The sequence below is a fragment of the Kocuria sp. SL71 genome (assembly GCF_026672465.1).
GTDB classification, from domain to species: Bacteria; Actinomycetota; Actinomycetes; order Actinomycetales; family Micrococcaceae; genus Kocuria; species Kocuria palustris.
This window is the reverse complement of sequence record NZ_JAPPRE010000001.1, coordinates 903,409-921,110: the sequence shown is the minus strand read 5'-3', so window position 1 is coordinate 921,110 and position 17,702 is coordinate 903,409. Positions and strand designations below refer to the sequence as shown.

The window sequence follows — 17,702 nt, the reverse complement described above, 5'->3', positions numbered from 1 at the left end:
TGCCTCCCCGAGAAGGGGAGGCAGGGCCTCTTTCCTGCGGCGACTGCGGCTCAGAGTCCGGCGGTCGGAGCCGCGGTCTCCACGAAACGCATCGAGATGCCGTAGGCGGCGATGCACACAGCCCAGACGATGATCACCGTGGTGGTCAGCCGCACGAGGTTCTTCTGCGCGACGCCCGACGTGTTCAGCGACTGGGTCATGCCGCCGCCGAACATGTCCGACAGTCCGCCGCCCTTGCCCTTGTTGAGCAGGACCAGGACGACCGCCAGAACGCTGGTGAGGACGATGATCCCCAGCAGGATGTCTTGCAGGATCTCCATGGATCTCCCTCTGAAGTCGTGGTCCGGGCAGCCGACCGAGCGAGATCAGTCGGTCGTGAGGTGCTGCTCGAACTTCACAATGCTAGCAAACTCATCCGCATCGAGGCTGGCACCGCCGACCAGGGCGCCGTCGACGTCCTTGCCGCGCAGGATCTCCGCGACGTTCTTGGACTTCACGGAGCCGCCGTAGAGGATGCGGGTCGACTGGGCTGTCTGCTCGTCGTAGACCTTCACGAGCTCGGCGCGGATGGCCGCCGACATCTCCTGGGCATCCTCCGGTCCGGCGACCTTGCCGGTGCCGATGGCCCACACGGGCTCGTAGGCGATGACGAGCTGGGCGACCTTCTCGGCCGGCAGGCCCTTGATCGAGCCGCGGACCTGCTCCAGCGTGTGCTCCACGTGCTGGCCGGCCTCGCGGACCTCGAGGCCCTCGCCGACGCACAGCACCGGGGTCAGGCCGTGGCGGTGGGCGGCCTCGATCTTGGCCCGGCACTGCTCGTCGGTCTCGCCGTGGATCGTGCGGCGCTCGGAGTGCCCGACCAGCACGTACGTGCAGCCGAGCTTGGCCAGCATCTCCCCGGAGATGTCGCCGGTGTAGGCGCCGGAATCCTGATCGGAGAGATCCTGGCCGCCGAAGCGCACGGGCAGGTCATCGCCGGTCACGACGGTCTGCACGGAGCGCAGGGCGGTGAAGGGGGGGAACACGGCGACCTCGACGCGGTCGAAGTCGTGCTTGGCATCCTGCAGCGTCCACGCCAGCTTCTGCAGCAGAGCCACGCCCTGCTGGTGGTCGAGGTTCATCTTCCAGTTGCCGGCGATCAGCGGAGTGCGATCGAATGCGCCATTGGTCTGCGAGGTCATGGGAGTCTCCTTCGTGTGCGGCCCACGGGGCCTGTCGGTGCGGGGTTGCGCCGCCGTCGTCGTGCGGGCCCGTGCTCGGCACGACGACGGCGGCGATGAAGCGGGAGCGGATCAGCCCATCACGGCGACGCCCGGCAGCTCCTTGCCCTCGATGAACTCCAGGGATGCGCCGCCGCCGGTGGAGATGTGTCCGAACTGGTCGTCCGAGAAGCCGAGCGTGCGCACGGCGGCTGCGGAGTCGCCGCCGCCGATGACGGACATGCCCGAGCCCTCGGCCAGCGCCTCGGCGATCGCCCGGGTGCCGCCGGAGAACGCCTCCATCTCGAACACGCCCGCGGGCCCGTTCCAGAAGATCGTCTTGGCGGCGCGGATGGCCTCCGCGAAGGCCTTGGCGGAGTCCGGTCCGATGTCCAGGCCCATGCCGGAGTCGCCGATGGAGCCGCCCTCGATGTCCTCGACGGGACGGACCTCGTGCTCGGCGTCGGCGCTGAAGGAGGCCGCGTATACGATGTCGGTGGGCAGGACGATCTCCGTGCCCTCCCCCGCCGCGCGATCGAGGTAGCCCTTCACGGTGTCGAGCTGATCGTCCTCCACGAGCGAGGAGCCGATCGAGTAGCCCTGCGCCTTGAGGAAGGTGAAGACCATGCCGCCGCCGATCAGCAGCTGATCGGCGCGGCCGATGAGGTTCTCGATCACGGCGAGCTTGTCCGAGACCTTGGATCCGCCCATGACGACCACGAACGGATGATCGGGATTCGAGACGACCTTGGTCAGGACGTCGACCTCGGTCTTGACGAGATCGCCCAGGTAGGACGGCAGGATCTTGGCGACGTCGTAGACGGAGGCGTGCTTGCGGTGCACGGCACCGAAGGCATCGCCCACGAACGCACCGTTCTCACCGGTGAGGGCAGCGAGCTCCTGGGCGAACTGCTGGCGCTCGGTCTCGTCCTTGGACGTCTCGCGGGGATCGAAGCGCACGTTCTCGATGACCAGGACCTGGCCGTCGCTCAGCGCCTCGGCCTTGGCCTGGGCGTCCTCGCCCACGACATCGGAGGCGACCTGGACGTCGAGGTCCGAGAGCTCGGCGAGCTTCTGGGCAGCCGGGGCGATCGAGTACTGGGGATCGACCTGGCCCTTGGGGCGGCCCAGGTGGGCGCACACGATGACGCGGGCGCCTGCCTCCGAGAGCTTGGTGATCACGGGCAGCGAGGCGCGGACGCGGCCGTCGTCGGTGACGGTCGAGCCGTCGAGCGGCACGTTGAGATCGGAGCGGACCAGGACGCGGCGTCCCGAGACGCCCTCGGCGAGCAGATCATCCAGTGACTTGGCCATGGCGGTGTTCCCTTCTTGTGGCTTCTGGCGGTGCCCGCGCGGGGTCCGGCGGGTCCACGGCGCGGACTGCCTCCAGTATCCCGTCTGCGCGGGCGGAACGGCGGTTGCAGCTCCGATGTCGGTGCGCGGGTGCGCAGACGACAGCGCGCGGGGCGCCGCAGCGAACAGCTGCAGTGCCCCGCGCGCGAGGTGCCTCACGACCAGGTGCCGGCCGGGGCCGAGCAGGCGGTCGTGCAGAGGCTCGATCAGAACTTGGAGGCGACCAGGTTCGTCAGGGAGACCAGGCGGGAGGTGTAGCCCCACTCGTTGTCGTACCAGGCGATGACCTTGACCTGGTTGTCGATGACCTTGGTCAGCGGGGCGTCGAACACGGTCGAGACCGGGTAGCCCTCGATGTCCTTGGACACGATGGGATCCTCGCTGTACTCGATGATGCCCTTCATGGGGCCCTCGGCGGCCTTCTTCATGGCCGCGTTGACCGACTCGACGGTGACGTCCTTGGCGACGTCGATCGTGAGGTCCACCAGCGAGCCGGTGGGGGTGGGAACGCGCACGGCGAAGCCGTCCAGCTTGCCCTGCAGCTCCGGCAGCACGAGGCCGACGGCCGCGGCCGCACCGGTGTTGGTGGGGACCATGTTCAGGGCGGCGGCACGGGCGCGGCGCAGGTCCTTGTGGGGGGCGTCCTGCAGTCGCTGATCCGAGGTGTATGCGTGGATGGTGGTCATCAGGCCGCGCTCGATGCCGAACTCGTCGTTGAGGACCTTGGCCATGGGAGCCAGGCAGTTCGTGGTGCAGGACGCGCCGGAGACGATGTTCTGCGTGGCGGGATCGTAGGAGTCCGCGTTGACGCCGAACACGAAGGTGCCGTCGATGTTCTTGCCCGGAGCGGACAGGACGACCTTCTTGGCGCCGGCCTCCAGGTGGGCCTTGGCAGCGTCGCCGTTGGTGAAGAAGCCGGTGGACTCCACGACGATGTCCACGCCGAGCTCGCCCCAGGGCAGGTTCGCCGGGTCCTTCTCGGCCAGCAGCTTGACCTCGTGCCCGTCCACGGTGAGGGTGTCGTTCTCGAGCGAGACCTCACCCGGGAAGCGGCCGTTGATGGAGTCGTACTTCAGCAGGTGAACCAGCGTCTGCGCCTCGGTGAGGTCGTTCACGGCGACGATCTCGATGTTCTCGCCCTGCTCGCGGACTGCGCGGAAGAAGCTGCGTCCGATGCGGCCGAAGCCGTTGATGCCAACCTTGATGGTCACTGCGATCGATCTCCTTGTCTGAGGTGACGTCGTTCGACGAGTGCGCGACCAGTCCGTCCCAGCGGTTCAGAGCCGGGCGCACTTCTGATCGCTCGAGGTTGAGTGGGCTTCCGAGGGAACGCAACTGTTCACACGTCCGTCCGAGCGCTCCCGGATCGACGCTGTCGTTCCGGGCCCTTCACCCTCTCGTCCCCTTCAGTCTAGTGGCATCGACCGCAGTTGCCCAGAGGATCGCAGAGAAAAGCCCGACTTCCTCGGGCGCCCTCGGCGCAGAAACACACACAAACCAACATTCAGGTCGATGGAGGCGGCCCGGAGGTCGCCTTCCGGCTCAGGCGCGCTCGCCCGGCTCCCCGCCCTCGGTCCCGGCGATGCCCAGCTCCTCGGCGCGGCGGTCGGCCATAGCCAGCAGTCGGCGGATGCGCCCGGCGATCGCGTCCTTGGTCAGCACCGGATCCGACAGGCGCCCCAGCTCGTCCAGGGAGGCCTGCTTGTTGGCCAGGCGCAGCTCGCCGGCCATGCGCAGGTGCTCGGGGACGTCGTCGCCGAGGATCTCCATGGCCCGCTCGACGCGCGCGCCGGCGGCCACGGCTGCCTGCGCCGAGCGGCGCAGGTTGGCGTCGTCGAAGTTGGCGAGGCGGTTGGCGGTCGCACGGACCTCCTTGCGCATGCGCCGCTCCTCCCACGTCATGAGGCAGTCATGGGCGCCCATGCGGGTCAGCAGCGCGGCGATCGCATCTCCGTCGCGGATCACCACCCGATCGCCGCCGCGGACCTCGCGCGCCTTGGCGATCACGTCCAGGCGACGGGCCGCACCCACCAGCGCCAGAGCCGCCTCGGGGCCGGGGCAGGTGAACTCCATGGCACCGGAGCGCCCGGGCTCTGTGAGCGAGCCGTGGGAGAGGAACGCTCCGCGCAGCACGGCGGCGGCATCGCCGACCGAGCCGTTGACCACGACCGGAGGCAGCCCGCGCACCGGTCGTCCGTGCGCATCCAGCAGGCCGGTGCGGCGGGCCAGGGCCTCGCCGTCCCGTGCCACGCGCAGCACGTAGTTGCTGCCTCGGCGCAGTCCTCCTCCGCCGGAGATCACGCCGAGCTCGCAGGTGTGGCCGAACTCCTCGATGACGATGGACCTCATGCGCCGGGCGACCGCAGCCATGTCCAGCTCGATCTCGATGACGATGCGCCCGGAGACGATGTGCAGGCCGCCGGAGAAGCGCAGGACGGCGGAGAGCTCAGCGCGGCGCTCCGAGGCCTTGGTGACCTCGGTGCGGGCGAGCTCCTCCTTGACCGATGCCGTGAGGGACATCAGATTCCTTTCGGTGCAGAAGCTGTGGGGGTGCTCCGGCGCGCGTCAGCCCGAAGCGCGTGGGAGGCACCGGGACACCATAGCGGCAGCCCCTGCTCACCGCCCATTCGACGGTGCATCGTTCCCGTTGCGACCAGGGCGGTCGCGGCAGCGGCTCAGCGCTCCATGACCTCCTGATACGCCGCCGCCAGCTTCAGCGGCGAGTGGATCGACAGCCCCTCAGCCCGGCGCAGATCGGCGAAGTGCACGATCGCGCCCATCCGCGCCGCCGCCCGCTCCAGGGCCTCGCGGTCCTCCACGGAGCTCGGATCGGCCACGACAGCGTCGATCCCGACGTCCGGGGCGTAGTGGCGCAGGATCTCGAGCTCCTGTGCGCTCGTCTTGCCCTGCGTCTCCGAATCCCGGGACAGGTTCATGGTCACGAACTTCATGCCCTCGGTGTCGCGGATCGCCTGGCGCATCTCCGGCATGAGCAGGTGCGGCAGCACCGAGGTGTGCCACGAGCCCGGGCCCAGGATCACGCAGTCGGCGGACTCGATCGCGCTCAGAGCCTGCAGGCACGGCTCGGCGTCGACCGGCAGGAGCCGGACGTCGCGGATGTACGGCTCGCGCGCCAGATCCACCTGGCCGGTGACGGTGCGCAGGCCGTCGGGGGCGGTGTCATCCGGGACCTCGCCCTCGATGACCAGCGGAGTCAGCGACATGGGCAGCACGGTGCCCTCGGCCTCCAGCAGGGCACCGGCCCAGCGCAGGCCTTCGACGGGATCGCCGAGCAGCTCCCACAGGGTCACGATCAGCAGGTTGCCCAGCGCGTGGCCGTCGAGCGAGCTCAGCCGCTCCGGCCCGGAGTCGAAGCGGTGCTGCATGACGTCGCGCCAGGTCATCCCCCAGTCGGAGTCATCGCACAGCGCCGACAGCGCCATTCGGAGGTCGCCGGGGGGAAGGACGTCGAGCTCCTGGCGGAGCCGACCTGAGGAGCCGCCGTCGTCGGCGACGGTGACCACGGCGGTGAGCCGCTTGGTCAGCAGGCGCAGCGCCGACAGCGAGGCGGACAGGCCGTGGCCGCCTCCCAGGGCGACGACGGAGCGGCCGCTCTGGCGCCGCGGTCGCGGCGCTGCGCCGCCCTGGAGGGGGCTCTGCGGCGAGCGTCCCTGCGGAAGGACGTCGCGCAGTCGGTTCTCGGTCATGGTGCGGTCCAGGTGATCGTGGCGGTCGTGGGTCGGGGCGGCGGCCTACTCGCGGCCCACGTCCCGATGCTCGACGTTCACGACGACGCGCGGCAGCTTGGACAGCCGCTTGGCGACCTCCTCGGTCATGGCCACCGAGCGGTGCTTGCCGCCGGTGCAGCCGATCGCGATGGTCGCGTAGTGCTTGTTCTCCGTGCGGTAGCCCTCGAAGACCGGCTCCAGCATGGAGGTGAAGCGCTCCACGAACGTGCGGGCGCCGTCGCCCTGGAAGACGTAGTCGCGCACCTCCTTGTCCCGTCCGGTGCGCGGGCGCAGGGCCGGCACCCAGTGGGGGTTCGGGATGAAGCGGACGTCGGCGACGTAGTTGGCGTCGGCGGGCACGCCGTACTTGAAGCCGAAGCTCATGACGGTCAGGCGCAGGACCACGGGGCCGTTCGTGGAGTACAGATCCGCGACCGCCTTCGACAGGCCGTGGACGTTGAACGACGACGTGTCCAGCACGACGTCGGCGGATTCGCGCAGCGCCGAGAGCAGCCGGCGCTCGGCTGCGATGCCGTCCAGGATCCGGCCTCCGGCCTGCAGCGGATGAGGACGGCGCTGGTGCTCGTAGCGAGCGACCAGCACCTCGTCCGAGGCCTCGAGGAACAGGATCGAGAACTCGACCCCGTTGGCCTCCAGGGCCGAGAGCGTGTCCTGCATGTCGTCGAACAGGGCCTTGCCGCGGACGTCGATCACGACCGCCAGGCGCGGGATGGCCTCCGGCGAGCGGGAGACCACATCCGCCAGTGTCTGCAGCATCTGCGGCGGCAGATTGTCGACGACGTACCAGCCCTGGTCCTCCAGAGCGTTGGCCGCCGTGGAGCGCCCCGCCCCGGACAGACCGGTGACCACGAGCAGCTCGGCCGTGCGCGGACGCTCCGGGCGCGCCTGATCCTGGCCCGGGGTCGAGTGGGTGTTCTCCGTCATGTTCTGCCTCCTGGCTCCAGAGCCTATCCCGACGCGCGGGGGTCTCAGTCGAGGATCTCGCCGGTGTCCATGTCGACGGCCGGCAGCGGCTCCTCGGAGCCGTCCTGCTCGGCGTGCAGCCCAGCGAAGACCTTCAGCGCCAGGGCGCTGCCGAAGCCGGGGACCTCCTCGAGCTGCTCGACGCGGGCCTCCTTGATCTTCTTGACGGAGCCGAAGTGCTTGAGCAGGGCCTTCTGCTTGGCGGGGCCCACGCCCGGGAGGTCGTCCAGCACGGAGGCCGTCATGGCCTTGCCGCGTTTGGCGCGGTGGAACGTGATGGCGAAGCGGTGGGCCTCGTCGCGCACGCGCTGGACCAGGTACAGGGCCTCGGAGGCGCGCGGCAGGATCACGGGGAACTCGTCGTCCGGGACCCAGACCTCCTCGAGCCTCTTGGCCAGCCCGACGACGGCGACATCGTCGATGCCCAGATCCTCCAGGGCTCGGGCGGCCGCGGCGACCTGGGGCGGGCCGCCGTCGACGATCACGAGGTTCGGCGGGTAGGCGAAGCGCCTGCGCTGGGCGGGGTCATCGGCCAGGTCCTCCTGGTCGAGCTCTCCGGTGCGCGGGGCCTGCTGCTCCTGCTGCTGCTCGAGGTGGCGGCGGAAGCGCCGGTGGATGACGTCGTACATGGAGGCGGTGTCATCGCGGGCTGCCTCTCCCGTGATGGAGAACTTCCGGTACTCGGCCTTCCGGGGCAGTCCGTCCTCGAAGACGACCATGGAGGCCACGACGTTGCTCCCCTGCACGTGGGAGATGTCATAGCACTCGATGCGCATGGGGGCATCGGGCAGATCCAGGGCCTTCTGCAGCTGCTGCAGGGAGGCGGAGCGGGTGGTGATGTCCCCGGCGCGCCGCGACTTGTGCAGGGCGAGGGCCTGCCGCGCGTTCTCCTGAACCGTCTGCATGAGCTGGGCCTTCTCGCCGCGCTGCGGCGTGGACACGGAGACCCGGGAGCCGCGCAGCTCGGTGAGCCACTGCTCCATCTGCTCGCGGTCCTCGGGCTCCTGGGAGACCAGCACGGTGCGCGGGACGGCGTCCTCTCGGTAGTCCATCTCGGCGCTGCGCGGACGGTGGTGGCTGCCCTCCGCGGCCTCGCGGGCGCGCTGGACCTCGCGCTGCTCGACGGCGGCGGACTCGGTCTCGCCGTAGACCTGCTGCAGCAGCACCTGCAGCAGGTGCCCGGCATCGGTCTCCTCCACCTTCTCGGTCACCCAGCCGCGCTGGCCCCGGATGCGCCCGCCGCGCACGTGGAAGACCTGGACGGCGGCCTCGAGCTCGTCGTCGGCCAGGGCGAAGAAGTCGGCGTCGACGGCGTCGGAGAGCACGACGGCATTGCGCTCGAAGGCCTTGCGCAGGGCCTCGACGTCGTCGCGGCGGGCCGCCGCGGTCTCGAAGTCCATCTGCGCCGCCGCCTGCTTCATGAGCCGCTCCTGCTCGCGGATGAACGGCTCGGCGTGCCCGGCCATGAACCGGCAGAGGTCATCGACCAGGTCACGGTGGTCCTCGACCGAGATCTGCCCCACGCAGGGTGCCGAGCACTTGCCGATGTAGCCCAGCAGGCAGGGCCGCCCCGAGCGCTCGGCGCGGCGGTAGACGCCCTTGGAGCAGGAGCGCACCGGGAAGACGCGCAGCAAGGCGTCGAGGGTCTCGCGGATGGCCCAGGCCTGGGAGTAGGGGCCGAAGTAGCGGGTGCCCTTCTGCTTGGCGCCTCGGGTCACCATGGCCCGGGGCACCTCCTCCCCCAGCGTGATGGCCAGGTAGGGGTAGGACTTGTCGTCCCGGTAGGCGATGTTGAAGCGCGGGCGGAACTGCTTGATCCAGGTGTACTCGAGCTGCAGGGACTCCATCTCCGAGCCGACCACGACCCACTCCACGCCGGCGGCCGTGGTGACCATGGCTCGGGTCTTGGGCGCCAGCGTGGACGGCGGGGCGAAGTAGGACCACAGCCGGTTGCGCAGGTTCTTGGCCTTGCCGACGTAGATGACGCGCCCGGTCTCGTCGCGGAAGCGATAGACGCCGGGGTCCTGCGGTATCTCGGATCGCTGGGGGCGGTAGGAGGCCGGATCAGCCACGCCTGGCATCCCCCTCCAAGGTCGTGGAGGTGTTGAAGGTCTCCGCGCGCTCCTGGCCCGACAGCTGCCCGATCGCCTCCATGACCCGGTCGGTCAGCTCACGGCGCTGCCTGCCGGTCTGGCGGCCCTCGGCACGCGGAACCTCGATCAGCTCGCCCAGGCTCACGGTGAACCGGCGCGGGCGCGGCCACGTGGTCCCCAGCGGCTGGACGTCCTGCGTGCCCTCCAGGGCGACGGGGAGGATCGGAGCCCCCGTGCTCAGCGCGGCGTGGGCCACACCTGTGCGGCCGCGGTAGAGGCGTCCGTCGCGGGAGCGGGTGCCCTCCGGGAAGACGCCGAAGACTCCCCCGGCCTCGAGCAGCTCGATCGCCGGATCCATGGCGGCCGCCGCATCGCGACGCGACGAGCGGTCCACCGGGATGATGCCCAGCAGCTCGTAGACCTGGCGCATGGCCCAGCCGCGGATCCCCGGCGTGTTCAGCGGCGAGGCCTTGGCGATGAAGGAGACCCGTCGCGGGAAGATCGCGGAGAGGATGATGCTGTCGATCAGCGCGCGGTGGTTCGAGGCCACGATCACCGGCCCCTCGGCCGGGAAATTCTCCTTGCCGCGGATCTGCGCGCGGCACAGGACCATGAAGGCGGCGGCCACGGCGCGCTGCGTGGTGCGGTAGAGCCCGATCTGCGAGGGGACCGCACGCAGCCTGTCCAGCGCGCTCATCGTGCGGCCCCCGCCCCGACGGCCTCGGCCTGGACCTCGATGACGGCGCCGTTCAGGATCTCCCGCAGGAACTCGCCCGTGAAGCTGTCCGGCGACGCGGCGACGTCCTCCGGGGTGCCCTGGGCCACGACCGTGCCGCCGCCCGAGCCGCCCGTGGGGCCCATGTCCACGACCCAGTCCGCGGTCTTGATGACGTCGAGGTTGTGCTCGATCACCATGACGGTGTTGCCCTTGTCGACCAGGGCGTGCAGGACCTGCAGCAGCTTGGAGATGTCCTCGAAGTGCAGTCCGGTGGTGGGCTCGTCCAGCACGTAGATGGTCTGGCCCCGGGACTGGCGCTGCAGCTCCGCGGCGAGCTTGACGCGCTGGGCCTCGCCGCCGGAGAGCGTGGTGGCCGGCTGGCCCAGTCGGACGTAGCCCAGGCCCACGTCCACGAGGGTGTGCAGGTGCCGGGCGATCGCCGTGTAGGCGGAGAAGAACTCGGCGGCCTCCTCGATCGGCATGTCCAGGACCTCGGCGATGTTCTTGCCCTTGTACTGGACCTCGAGGGTCTCGCGGTTGAAGCGGGCGCCCTTGCAGACCTCGCACGGGACGTAGACGTCCGGCAGGAAGTTCATCTCGATCTTCAGGGTGCCGTCGCCGGCGCAGGCCTCGCAGCGCCCGCCCTTGATGTTGAACGAGAACCTGCCCGGCTGATAGCCGCGGATCTTGGCCTCCTGGGTGTCCGCGAACAGCTTGCGGATCCGGTCGAACACACCGGAGTAGGTGGCCGGGTTGGAGCGCGGGGTCCGTCCGATCGGCGACTGATCCACGTGCACGATCTTCTTGAGCTGGTCCATGCCCTCGATGCGCTTGTGCCGCCCGGGGACCTGCTTGGCGCCGTTGAGCTCATTGGCCAGGCGGGTGTAGAGGATGTCGTTGACCAAGGAGGACTTGCCCGATCCGGACACGCCCGTCACCGCGGTCAGCACGCCCAGCGGGAACTCGACGTCCACCCCGCGCAGGTTGTTCTCCTTGGCGTCGATGACCTTGAGCATGCGCTTCCGGTCGATCGGCCGGCGCTGAGCGGGCACCGCGATCTCCCGGCGACCGGCCAGGTAGTCGGCGGTGATCGACTCGCGGTTCTCGAGCAGCTCGTCATAGCCGCCGGTGTGCACGATCCTGCCGCCGCGCTCGCCGGCGCCAGGGCCGACGTCGACGATCCAGTCGGCCTCCCGGATGGTGTCCTCGTCGTGCTCGACGACGATCAGCGTGTTGCCCATGTCCCGCAGCTTGATCAGGGTCTGGATCAGGCGCCTGTTATCGCGCTGGTGCAGGCCGATGGACGGCTCGTCCAGGACGTAGAGCACGCCGACCAGCCCAGCGCCGATCTGCGTGGCCAGGCGGATGCGCTGGGCCTCGCCGCCCGAGAGCGTGGCGGCCGGGCGCTCGAGGTCCAGGTAGTCCAGTCCGACGTCCAGCAGGAAGTTCAGCCTGGCGTGGATCTCCTTGAGCACCTGGTCGCCGATCTGCGCCTCCCGGGTGGAGAGATCCAGCGACTGGAAGAACTCGAGGGCCTCGCGCATGGGCAGGCGCGTGGCATCGGCGATGGACAGCCCGCCCACGGTCACGCTGAGCATGGTGGGGTTCAGTCGCTTGCCGTCGCAGGCCGGGCAGGGCACCACGCGCATGTACTGCTCGTAGCGCTCCTTGGCCGAGTCCGACTCGGTCTCCTCCCGCTTGCGGCGGATGTAGCCGTAGACGCCCTCGAAGCCCTGGGTGTAGCGGCGCTCGCGGCCCCAGCGGTTCTTGTAGGAGACGGTGACCTTGAAGTCCTTGCCCTCGAGCAGCGCCTTGCGCGCCGCCTTGGGCAGGTCCTTCCACGGAGTGACGAGATCGAAGCCCATCTCCTCGCCCAGTCCCGCCATGAGGCGGTTCCAGTAGTCGCTGTGGGCCTTGCCCTGCGACCACGGCTGGATGGCGCCCTCGACCAGCGTGAGGTCCTCGTCCGGCACGACCAGGGTCTCGTCCGCCTCCAGGCGCGAGCCGATGCCGTCGCACTCCGGGCATGCGCCGAACGGAGCGTTGAACGAGAACGACCGGGGCTCGATCTCCGCGGCCCCGATGGGGTGGTCATTGGGGCAGGCCAGGTGCTCCGAGAACGTGTGCCGACGCTCCACGCCCTCCGGCAGCTCCTCCCCCTCGCGGGTGACGATCTCGATGACGACGCGGCCGTCGGCCAGCCCCAGCGCGGTCTCGACGGAGTCGGTGAGGCGGCGCTCGGCGCCCTCCTTGATGACCAGGCGGTCGACGACGACCTCGATGTCGTGCTTGATCTGCTTCTTGAGCTTGGGCGGATCGTCCAGCGAGATCTGCTCGCCGTCGATCACGGCGCGCGAGTAGCCGGACGTGGTCAGGGAGGACAGCAGGTCCTCGAACTCGCCCTTGCGACGGCGGACGACGGGGGCCAGCACCTGGAAGCGGGTGCGCTCCGGCAGCTGCATGACGCGGTCCACGATCTGCTGCGGGGTCTGTCGCGTGATCGGCTCTCCGCACTGCGGGCAGTGGGGGTGGCCCACGCGCGCCCAGAGCAGACGCATGTAGTCGTAGATCTCGGTGATCGTGCCGACCGTGGAGCGGGGATTGCGCGAGGTCGACTTCTGGTCGATCGACACCGCCGGAGACAGGCCCTCGATGAAGTCGACGTCCGGCTTGTCCACCCGCCCCAGGAACATGCGGGCGTAGGAGGACAGCGACTCGACGTAGCGGCGCTGGCCTTCCGCGAAGATGGTGTCGAACGCCAGGGACGACTTCCCGGACCCGGACAGGCCGGTGAACACGACCATGGAGTTGCGGGGGATGGTGAGGTCGACGTCCTTGAGATTGTGCTCGCGGGCGCCGCGGATCACGATCTCCTTCAGGTCGGCTCCGGGCGCGGTGCTGCGGGGGCTCTCAGGAGCGTGCTGGCTGGGGGTGAGAGTTCGTTCGGACACGTCCGGAATGGTATCGGCAGGAGCCGACACCGCAGGCACGGATCAGCCCACCGCGAAGGCCCCGCCAGGCGACTCAGTGCAGGCCGCGCCGGTAGGCCACCAGCAGCCAGCCCACGTTCACGAAGATCCCGATGATCGCCGGCAGCGCGACCCCGAAGCTCCACAGCAGGCCCGTGGCCGCCGACAGCGCGAAGACCACCAGCCCCAGGAAGCACAGCACCGCCATGACGTGCAGCATCCAGTGCTGGCCCCACAGCCAGATCAGCAGCGGCACGACGTAGAGGATCGTCAGGCCCAGGGCTGTGGTCAGCGAGGGGCCCGGCTCGGTCCCCTGGACCTCGGGCAGGGAGGAGGCCTCGACGATCTCGGCGTCGTGGCTCTGCACGTAGATCATGGCCAGGAAGCTGAGCAGCGAGGCGAGGCTCAGGACGATCAGCCGCGGCGGACGACGCGTCTCCCAGACCTCGTCGGCGGGCGGGAGGATCTGAGGCACGGCGGGCTCCTGGGGGTCGGCGGACGGCCTGGTCGGTCTCGAGCGTGGCAGCGCCCGCGGCCAGGGTATCGGGGTCGGACCCGTGGCACGTCTCCGCAGCCGAGGGGTGAGAGGGGCCTCACATCAGTGCTGTCAGGTGCCACGCCGGGGTGCCGCGGGCCGGAAGAATCTCTACAGTGGGCGCCATGAACGTCACCGAGACCGCCGCCATCGAGCTGGCGGAGATCACCGTCCGCCGCATCGTGGTCGGCGAGATGCAGAACAACGTGTACCTGCTCACCTCCAAGGAGCACGGCTCCCAGGTGCTGATCGATGCTGCGGCCGATGCTCGCGCCATCGCCGGGCTCGTGGGCGCCGGCTCCACGGACTGCTCGCTGTCGGGCAGCCTGCAGATGATCATCACCACGCACTCCCACCACGATCACATCGGGGCGCTCGAGGAGGTCAAGTCCCGCTCCGAGGCCGTCACGGCCTGCGGCACCGACGACGAGGACGACATCGACGTCGAGATGGACCTGACGCTCGATGACGGAGACGTCGCCGAGTTCGAGGGCTTCGACCTGGAGGTCATCGGCCTGCCGGGTCACACCCCCGGCTCCATCGGCCTGGTCTACCGCGACCCCCAGGGCCCGGTGCGCATCTTCACCGGTGACGCCCTCTTTCCGGGCGGCGTCGGCAAGACGAACTCGCCGGAGGCCTTCCAGCAGGCCTACACGTCAGTCGTCGAGCGGATCTTCGACCGCTTCGACGACGACACCGTGATCCACCCCGGCCACGGCGAATCCACCACGCTGGGCCAGGAGCGCCCGTCGCTGGACGAGTGGCGCGAGCGCGGCTGGTGAGCCGCAGCCCGTCCGCAGCCTCCGCCCGCTGAGATGGAGATCCAGCGCAGGTCCTTCGACCCGGATGAGCTCGGCGCTCGCGAGACGACGCTGCTGGTCAAGTCCCTGTTGATCCCGCGGCCGATCGCCTGGGTCGGCACCCGCGACGCCGACGGCACGGACAACCTCGCGCCGCACTCGTTCTTCACGATGGCCTCCGAGGATCCGCCGATCGTGCTGTTCACCTCGAGCGGGCGCAAGGACACCCTGCGGGCGATCGAGCAGACCGGCGAGTTCACGATCTCGCTCATCAGCGCCGCCCAGCGCGAGGCCGCGAACCAGACCTCAGCGCCCTACGCGCCCGAGATCAGCGAGTTCGACGCCGCACGCATCCCGGCTCTGCCCTCCCAGCTCGTCTCGGCCCCGGCGGTCGCCGGCTCCCCCGCCGTCCTGGAGTGCCGGTGCGAGCAGGTCATCCCGGTCGGGGACAGCTTCGTGGTCCTGGGACGCGTCCTGCACGTGAGCGTGGACGAGTCGGTCCTGCGCACCGACGACCGCGGCCGGACCCTGCCCGATGCTCGGCTGCTCGATCCCATGAGCCGCCTGGGGCGCAACGAATGGGCGCAGCTGGGGACCATCCACGCGATGGACCGGCCGCAGCAGGCCTGAGTGCTGCACCGGCGGGCACCGGGCTGCGGCGGTGCTGCGCTGTCGTCGGGCCTGGCTAGGCTTGGCCCACGATGACACTGCTGAGCGCCCTCTCCCCCGCCCTCGCCGCCGCCGGCTCCCGCTATCTGCGCGGTGACTTCGCGCGCAACCCTCTGAGCTCGGATGAGATCTACGAGGGGTTCCACGGCTGGGCCGCCGAGGCCGGGATCGAGCTCTACCCGCATCAGGACGAGGCCGTGCTCGAGTTCGCAGGCGGCGCCAACGTCATCCTGGCCACGCCCACCGGATCCGGGAAGTCGCTCGTGGCCATGGGCGCGCACTTCGCGGCCATGGCCCGGGGACAGCGCTCGTACTACACCGCCCCGCTCAAGGCGCTCGTGTCGGAGAAGTTCTTCGCGCTGTGCCAGGCCTTCGGGGCGGAGAACGTCGGCATGGTCACCGGCGACTCCGCGGTCAACCCGGACGCGCCGATCGTGTGCTGCACGGCGGAGATCCTGGCCAACATCGCGCTGCGCGAGGGCTCGGACGCCGACCTCGGGCCCGTCGTCATGGACGAGTTCCACTTCTACGCCGACCCGCAGCGCGGCTGGGCCTGGCAGGTGCCGCTGATCGAGCTGCCGCAGGCCCAGTTCCTGCTGATGTCCGCCACCCTGGGCGACGTCACCCGGTTCGACGACCGGATGCGCGAGCTCACCGGTCGGGAGACCGCCGTCGTCGACGATGCCGAGCGCCCGGTCCCGCTGAGCTACTACTACTCGGAGGTCCCGGTCCACGAGCAGATCGATGAGCTGGTGAGCACGCACCAGGCGCCCGTCTACGTGGTCCACTTCTCCCAGCTGCAGGCCATGGACCAGGCACAGGCGCTGATGAGCGTCAACGTGCTGTCCAAGGAGGAGAAGGAGCAGGTCGCCGAGATGATCGCCGGCTTCCGCTTCGCGGCCGGCTTCGGCAAGACCCTGAACCGGCTCGTGCGCCACGGGATCGGCGTACATCACGCGGGGATGCTGCCCAAGTACCGGCGGCTCGTGGAGCAGCTGGCCCAGCGCGGTCTGCTCAAGGTCATCTGCGGCACCGACACCCTGGGGGTGGGCATCAACGTCCCCATCCGCACCGTGCTGATCACCGCGCTGTCCAAGTTCGACGGCAACCGCACCCGGCGGCTCAATGCGCGCGAGTTCCACCAGATCGCAGGCCGCGCGGGGCGTGCGGGATTCGACACCCAGGGCACCGTCGTGGTGCAGGCTCCCGAGCACGACATCGAGAACAAGCGGGCGCTGGAGAAGGCGCGACGCAAGCATGGGGACGATGAGAAGAAGCTGCGTCAGATCCCGCGCAAGAAGCCCCCGCAGGGCTTCGTGGCGTGGTCGCGCAAGACCTTCGAGACCCTCATCGCGGCCCAGCCCGAGCCGCTGCGGGCATCGTTCCACATCACGCACGCCATGCTGCTGAACCTGCTGCAGCGCCCCGGAGACCCCGTCCGGGCGACCGCCCATCTGATCGCCCACACGGACGCCCCAGCACCGGAGCGCCGCCAGATGGTCCGCGACGCCCTGTCGATCCTGCGCGAGCTGCTGGCCACCGAGGTCGTCGAGAAGCTGCCCGAGCCGGATGAGCACGGCAGCCGCTACCGTCTCACGATCGACCTGCAGGAGAACTTCGCCCTCAACAGCCCGCTCTCGCCGTTCGCCCTGGCCGCGCTCACCCTGCTGGATCCGGAGTCGCCGGAGTACACGCTGGACATCGTCTCCGTCATCGAGGCCACCCTGGACCGTCCGCGCCAGGTGCTGATCATGCAGGAGAAGAAGGCCAAGACCGAGGCACTGGCCACCATGAAGGCCGAGGGCCTCGAGTACAACGAGCGGATGCGCGAGCTCGACGAGATCACCTGGCCCATGCCGCTGCGAGAGATGCTCGAGGACGCGTTCGAGACCTATCGCACCTCCGCCCCCTGGGTCGCCCAGCACGAGCTGACGCCCAAGTCGGTCGTCCGCGACATGTTCGAGCGCGCCATGACCTTCGGGGACTACGTCCAGTACTACGGGCTGGCCCGCTCCGAGGGCATCCTGCTGCGCTACCTCTCGGACGCCTACCGCGCGCTGCGCCAGACCGTGCCCCAGGACCTGCGCACCGAGCCGTTCGACGACCTCGTCGAGTGGCTCGGCGAGACCATCCGCCAGACGGACAACTCCCTGCTCGACGAGTGGGAGAAGCTCACCGAGGGCGGCTCCCCCGCCGGCACCCCGCAGGACTCCGTCGAGGAGCTGCTCGAGGAGCAGGCCCCCGCGATCACCCGCAATCCTCGGGCCTTCCGGGTCATGGTGCGCAATGCGCTGTTCCAGCGCGTGGAGCTGTTCGCCGACGAGAAGGAGAAGGTCCTGGGCGCCCTCGACGGCGAGTCCGGCTGGGACCGGGAGCGCTGGGCGGAGGCCATGGACGCCTACTTCGGCGAGTACCAGGACATCTACACCGATGCCCAGTCCCGCGGTCCCGCACTGATCCGCATCGATGAGAGGCCCGAGGGCCTGGACGGCTTCTGGAGCGTCCAGCAGGTCTTCGACGACCCCGACGGCCACCACGACTTCGGGATCAACGCCAGGATCGACCTGGCGGCCTCGGACGAGGACGGATTCCCCGTGGTGCGCGTCGACAACGTGGGCCCCCTCACCGAGACCGGCAGATAATGCGCTTGCAGC

The 17,702-nt window shown here is 69.7% G+C and carries 14 protein-coding genes; 3 read left to right on the top strand and 11 right to left on the bottom strand.

Going from position 1 to position 17,702, the window contains the following annotated elements; genetic code table 11:
• Positions 1 to 50 precede the first annotated feature (50 nt).
• From secG to OVA15_RS04160, 11 genes are all read right to left on the bottom strand, one after another.
• A complete protein-coding gene (gene secG / locus OVA15_RS04210; protein WP_006213185.1) occupies positions 51 to 320 on the bottom strand; it encodes a preprotein translocase subunit SecG in 270 nt (89 codons plus the stop codon).
• A 45-nt stretch (positions 321 to 365) separates the two neighbouring features.
• Entirely contained in the window at positions 366 to 1,181 is an 816-nt protein-coding gene (gene tpiA / locus OVA15_RS04205) for a triose-phosphate isomerase (RefSeq protein WP_206390178.1), read from the bottom strand.
• A gap of 111 nt (positions 1,182 to 1,292) precedes the next feature.
• Positions 1,293 to 2,513: a phosphoglycerate kinase gene (locus OVA15_RS04200; protein WP_251714972.1), complete on the bottom strand. Its 1,221-nt coding sequence runs from the start codon at positions 2,511 to 2,513 to the stop codon at positions 1,293 to 1,295.
• A 245-nt stretch (positions 2,514 to 2,758) separates the two neighbouring features.
• Entirely contained in the window at positions 2,759 to 3,763 is a 1,005-nt protein-coding gene (gene gap, locus OVA15_RS04195; RefSeq protein ID WP_268143294.1) for a type I glyceraldehyde-3-phosphate dehydrogenase, read from the bottom strand.
• A gap of 331 nt (positions 3,764 to 4,094) precedes the next feature.
• Positions 4,095 to 5,072, bottom strand: a complete 978-nt coding sequence (gene whiA / locus OVA15_RS04190; RefSeq protein WP_206390177.1) for a DNA-binding protein WhiA — start codon at positions 5,070 to 5,072, stop codon at positions 4,095 to 4,097.
• 155 nt (positions 5,073 to 5,227) lie between these two features.
• A complete protein-coding gene (locus tag OVA15_RS04185; RefSeq protein ID WP_235444602.1) occupies positions 5,228 to 6,259 on the bottom strand; it encodes a gluconeogenesis factor YvcK family protein in 1,032 nt (343 codons plus the stop codon).
• A gap of 45 nt (positions 6,260 to 6,304) precedes the next feature.
• The gene (gene rapZ / locus OVA15_RS04180; protein WP_006213191.1) at positions 6,305 to 7,225 is read right to left on the bottom strand and encodes an RNase adapter RapZ; all 921 of its coding nucleotides are present in this window, start codon (positions 7,223 to 7,225) and stop codon (positions 6,305 to 6,307) included.
• Between the two features lie 44 nt (positions 7,226 to 7,269).
• Complete coding sequence (uvrC, locus tag OVA15_RS04175; RefSeq protein ID WP_268143290.1) at positions 7,270 to 9,336, bottom strand: excinuclease ABC subunit UvrC; 2,067 nt, start codon at positions 9,334 to 9,336, stop codon at positions 7,270 to 7,272.
• A complete protein-coding gene (locus OVA15_RS04170) occupies positions 9,329 to 10,054 on the bottom strand; it encodes a lysophospholipid acyltransferase family protein (RefSeq protein ID WP_206390175.1) in 726 nt (241 codons plus the stop codon). Before OVA15_RS04170 ends, uvrC begins: the two co-directional genes overlap by 8 nt.
• Positions 10,051 to 13,026, bottom strand: a complete 2,976-nt coding sequence (gene uvrA / locus OVA15_RS04165; protein WP_442786721.1) for an excinuclease ABC subunit UvrA — start codon at positions 13,024 to 13,026, stop codon at positions 10,051 to 10,053. The genes OVA15_RS04170 and uvrA overlap by 4 nt, the downstream gene beginning before the upstream one ends.
• 73 nt (positions 13,027 to 13,099) lie before the next feature.
• A complete protein-coding gene (locus OVA15_RS04160; protein ID WP_006213195.1) occupies positions 13,100 to 13,519 on the bottom strand; it encodes a hypothetical protein in 420 nt (139 codons plus the stop codon).
• A 185-nt stretch (positions 13,520 to 13,704) separates the two neighbouring features.
• Here OVA15_RS04160 and OVA15_RS04155 point away from each other — a divergent pair, with 185 nt between their 5' ends.
• The 3 genes from OVA15_RS04155 to OVA15_RS04145 all read left to right on the top strand — a co-directional run bounded on the left by OVA15_RS04155 (position 13,705) and on the right by OVA15_RS04145 (position 17,690).
• Entirely contained in the window at positions 13,705 to 14,361 is a 657-nt protein-coding gene (locus OVA15_RS04155) for an MBL fold metallo-hydrolase (RefSeq protein WP_024290458.1), read from the top strand.
• Between the two features lie 33 nt (positions 14,362 to 14,394).
• Positions 14,395 to 15,009: a flavin reductase family protein gene (locus tag OVA15_RS04150; protein ID WP_024290459.1), complete on the top strand. Its 615-nt coding sequence runs from the start codon at positions 14,395 to 14,397 to the stop codon at positions 15,007 to 15,009.
• Between the two features lie 71 nt (positions 15,010 to 15,080).
• Positions 15,081 to 17,690, top strand: coding sequence for a DEAD/DEAH box helicase (locus OVA15_RS04145; protein ID WP_268143283.1), 2,610 nt, complete (start codon positions 15,081 to 15,083; stop codon positions 17,688 to 17,690).
• The last annotated feature ends 12 nt before the right edge of the window (positions 17,691 to 17,702 follow it).

Bases quoted from the DNA above. Each gene is read 5' to 3' on its own strand.
- whiA (WP_206390177.1), bottom strand. From the start codon at position 5,072: ATGTCCCTCACGGCATCGGTCAAGGAGGAGCTCGCCCGCACCGAGGTC.
- secG (WP_006213185.1), bottom strand. From the start codon at position 320: ATGGAGATCCTGCAAGACATCCTGCTGGGGATCATCGTCCTCACCAGC.
- OVA15_RS04150 (WP_024290459.1), top strand. From the start codon at position 14,395: ATGGAGATCCAGCGCAGGTCCTTCGACCCGGATGAGCTCGGCGCTCGC.
- OVA15_RS04200 (WP_251714972.1), bottom strand. From the start codon at position 2,513: ATGGCCAAGTCACTGGATGATCTGCTCGCCGAGGGCGTCTCGGGACGC.
- OVA15_RS04170 (WP_206390175.1), bottom strand. From the start codon at position 10,054: ATGAGCGCGCTGGACAGGCTGCGTGCGGTCCCCTCGCAGATCGGGCTC.
- OVA15_RS04145 (WP_268143283.1), top strand. From the start codon at position 15,081: ATGACACTGCTGAGCGCCCTCTCCCCCGCCCTCGCCGCCGCCGGCTCC.
- tpiA (WP_206390178.1), bottom strand. From the start codon at position 1,181: ATGACCTCGCAGACCAATGGCGCATTCGATCGCACTCCGCTGATCGCC.
- OVA15_RS04185 (WP_235444602.1), bottom strand. From the start codon at position 6,259: ATGACCGAGAACCGACTGCGCGACGTCCTTCCGCAGGGACGCTCGCCG.
- OVA15_RS04155 (WP_024290458.1), top strand. From the start codon at position 13,705: ATGAACGTCACCGAGACCGCCGCCATCGAGCTGGCGGAGATCACCGTC.
- rapZ (WP_006213191.1), bottom strand. From the start codon at position 7,225: ATGACGGAGAACACCCACTCGACCCCGGGCCAGGATCAGGCGCGCCCG.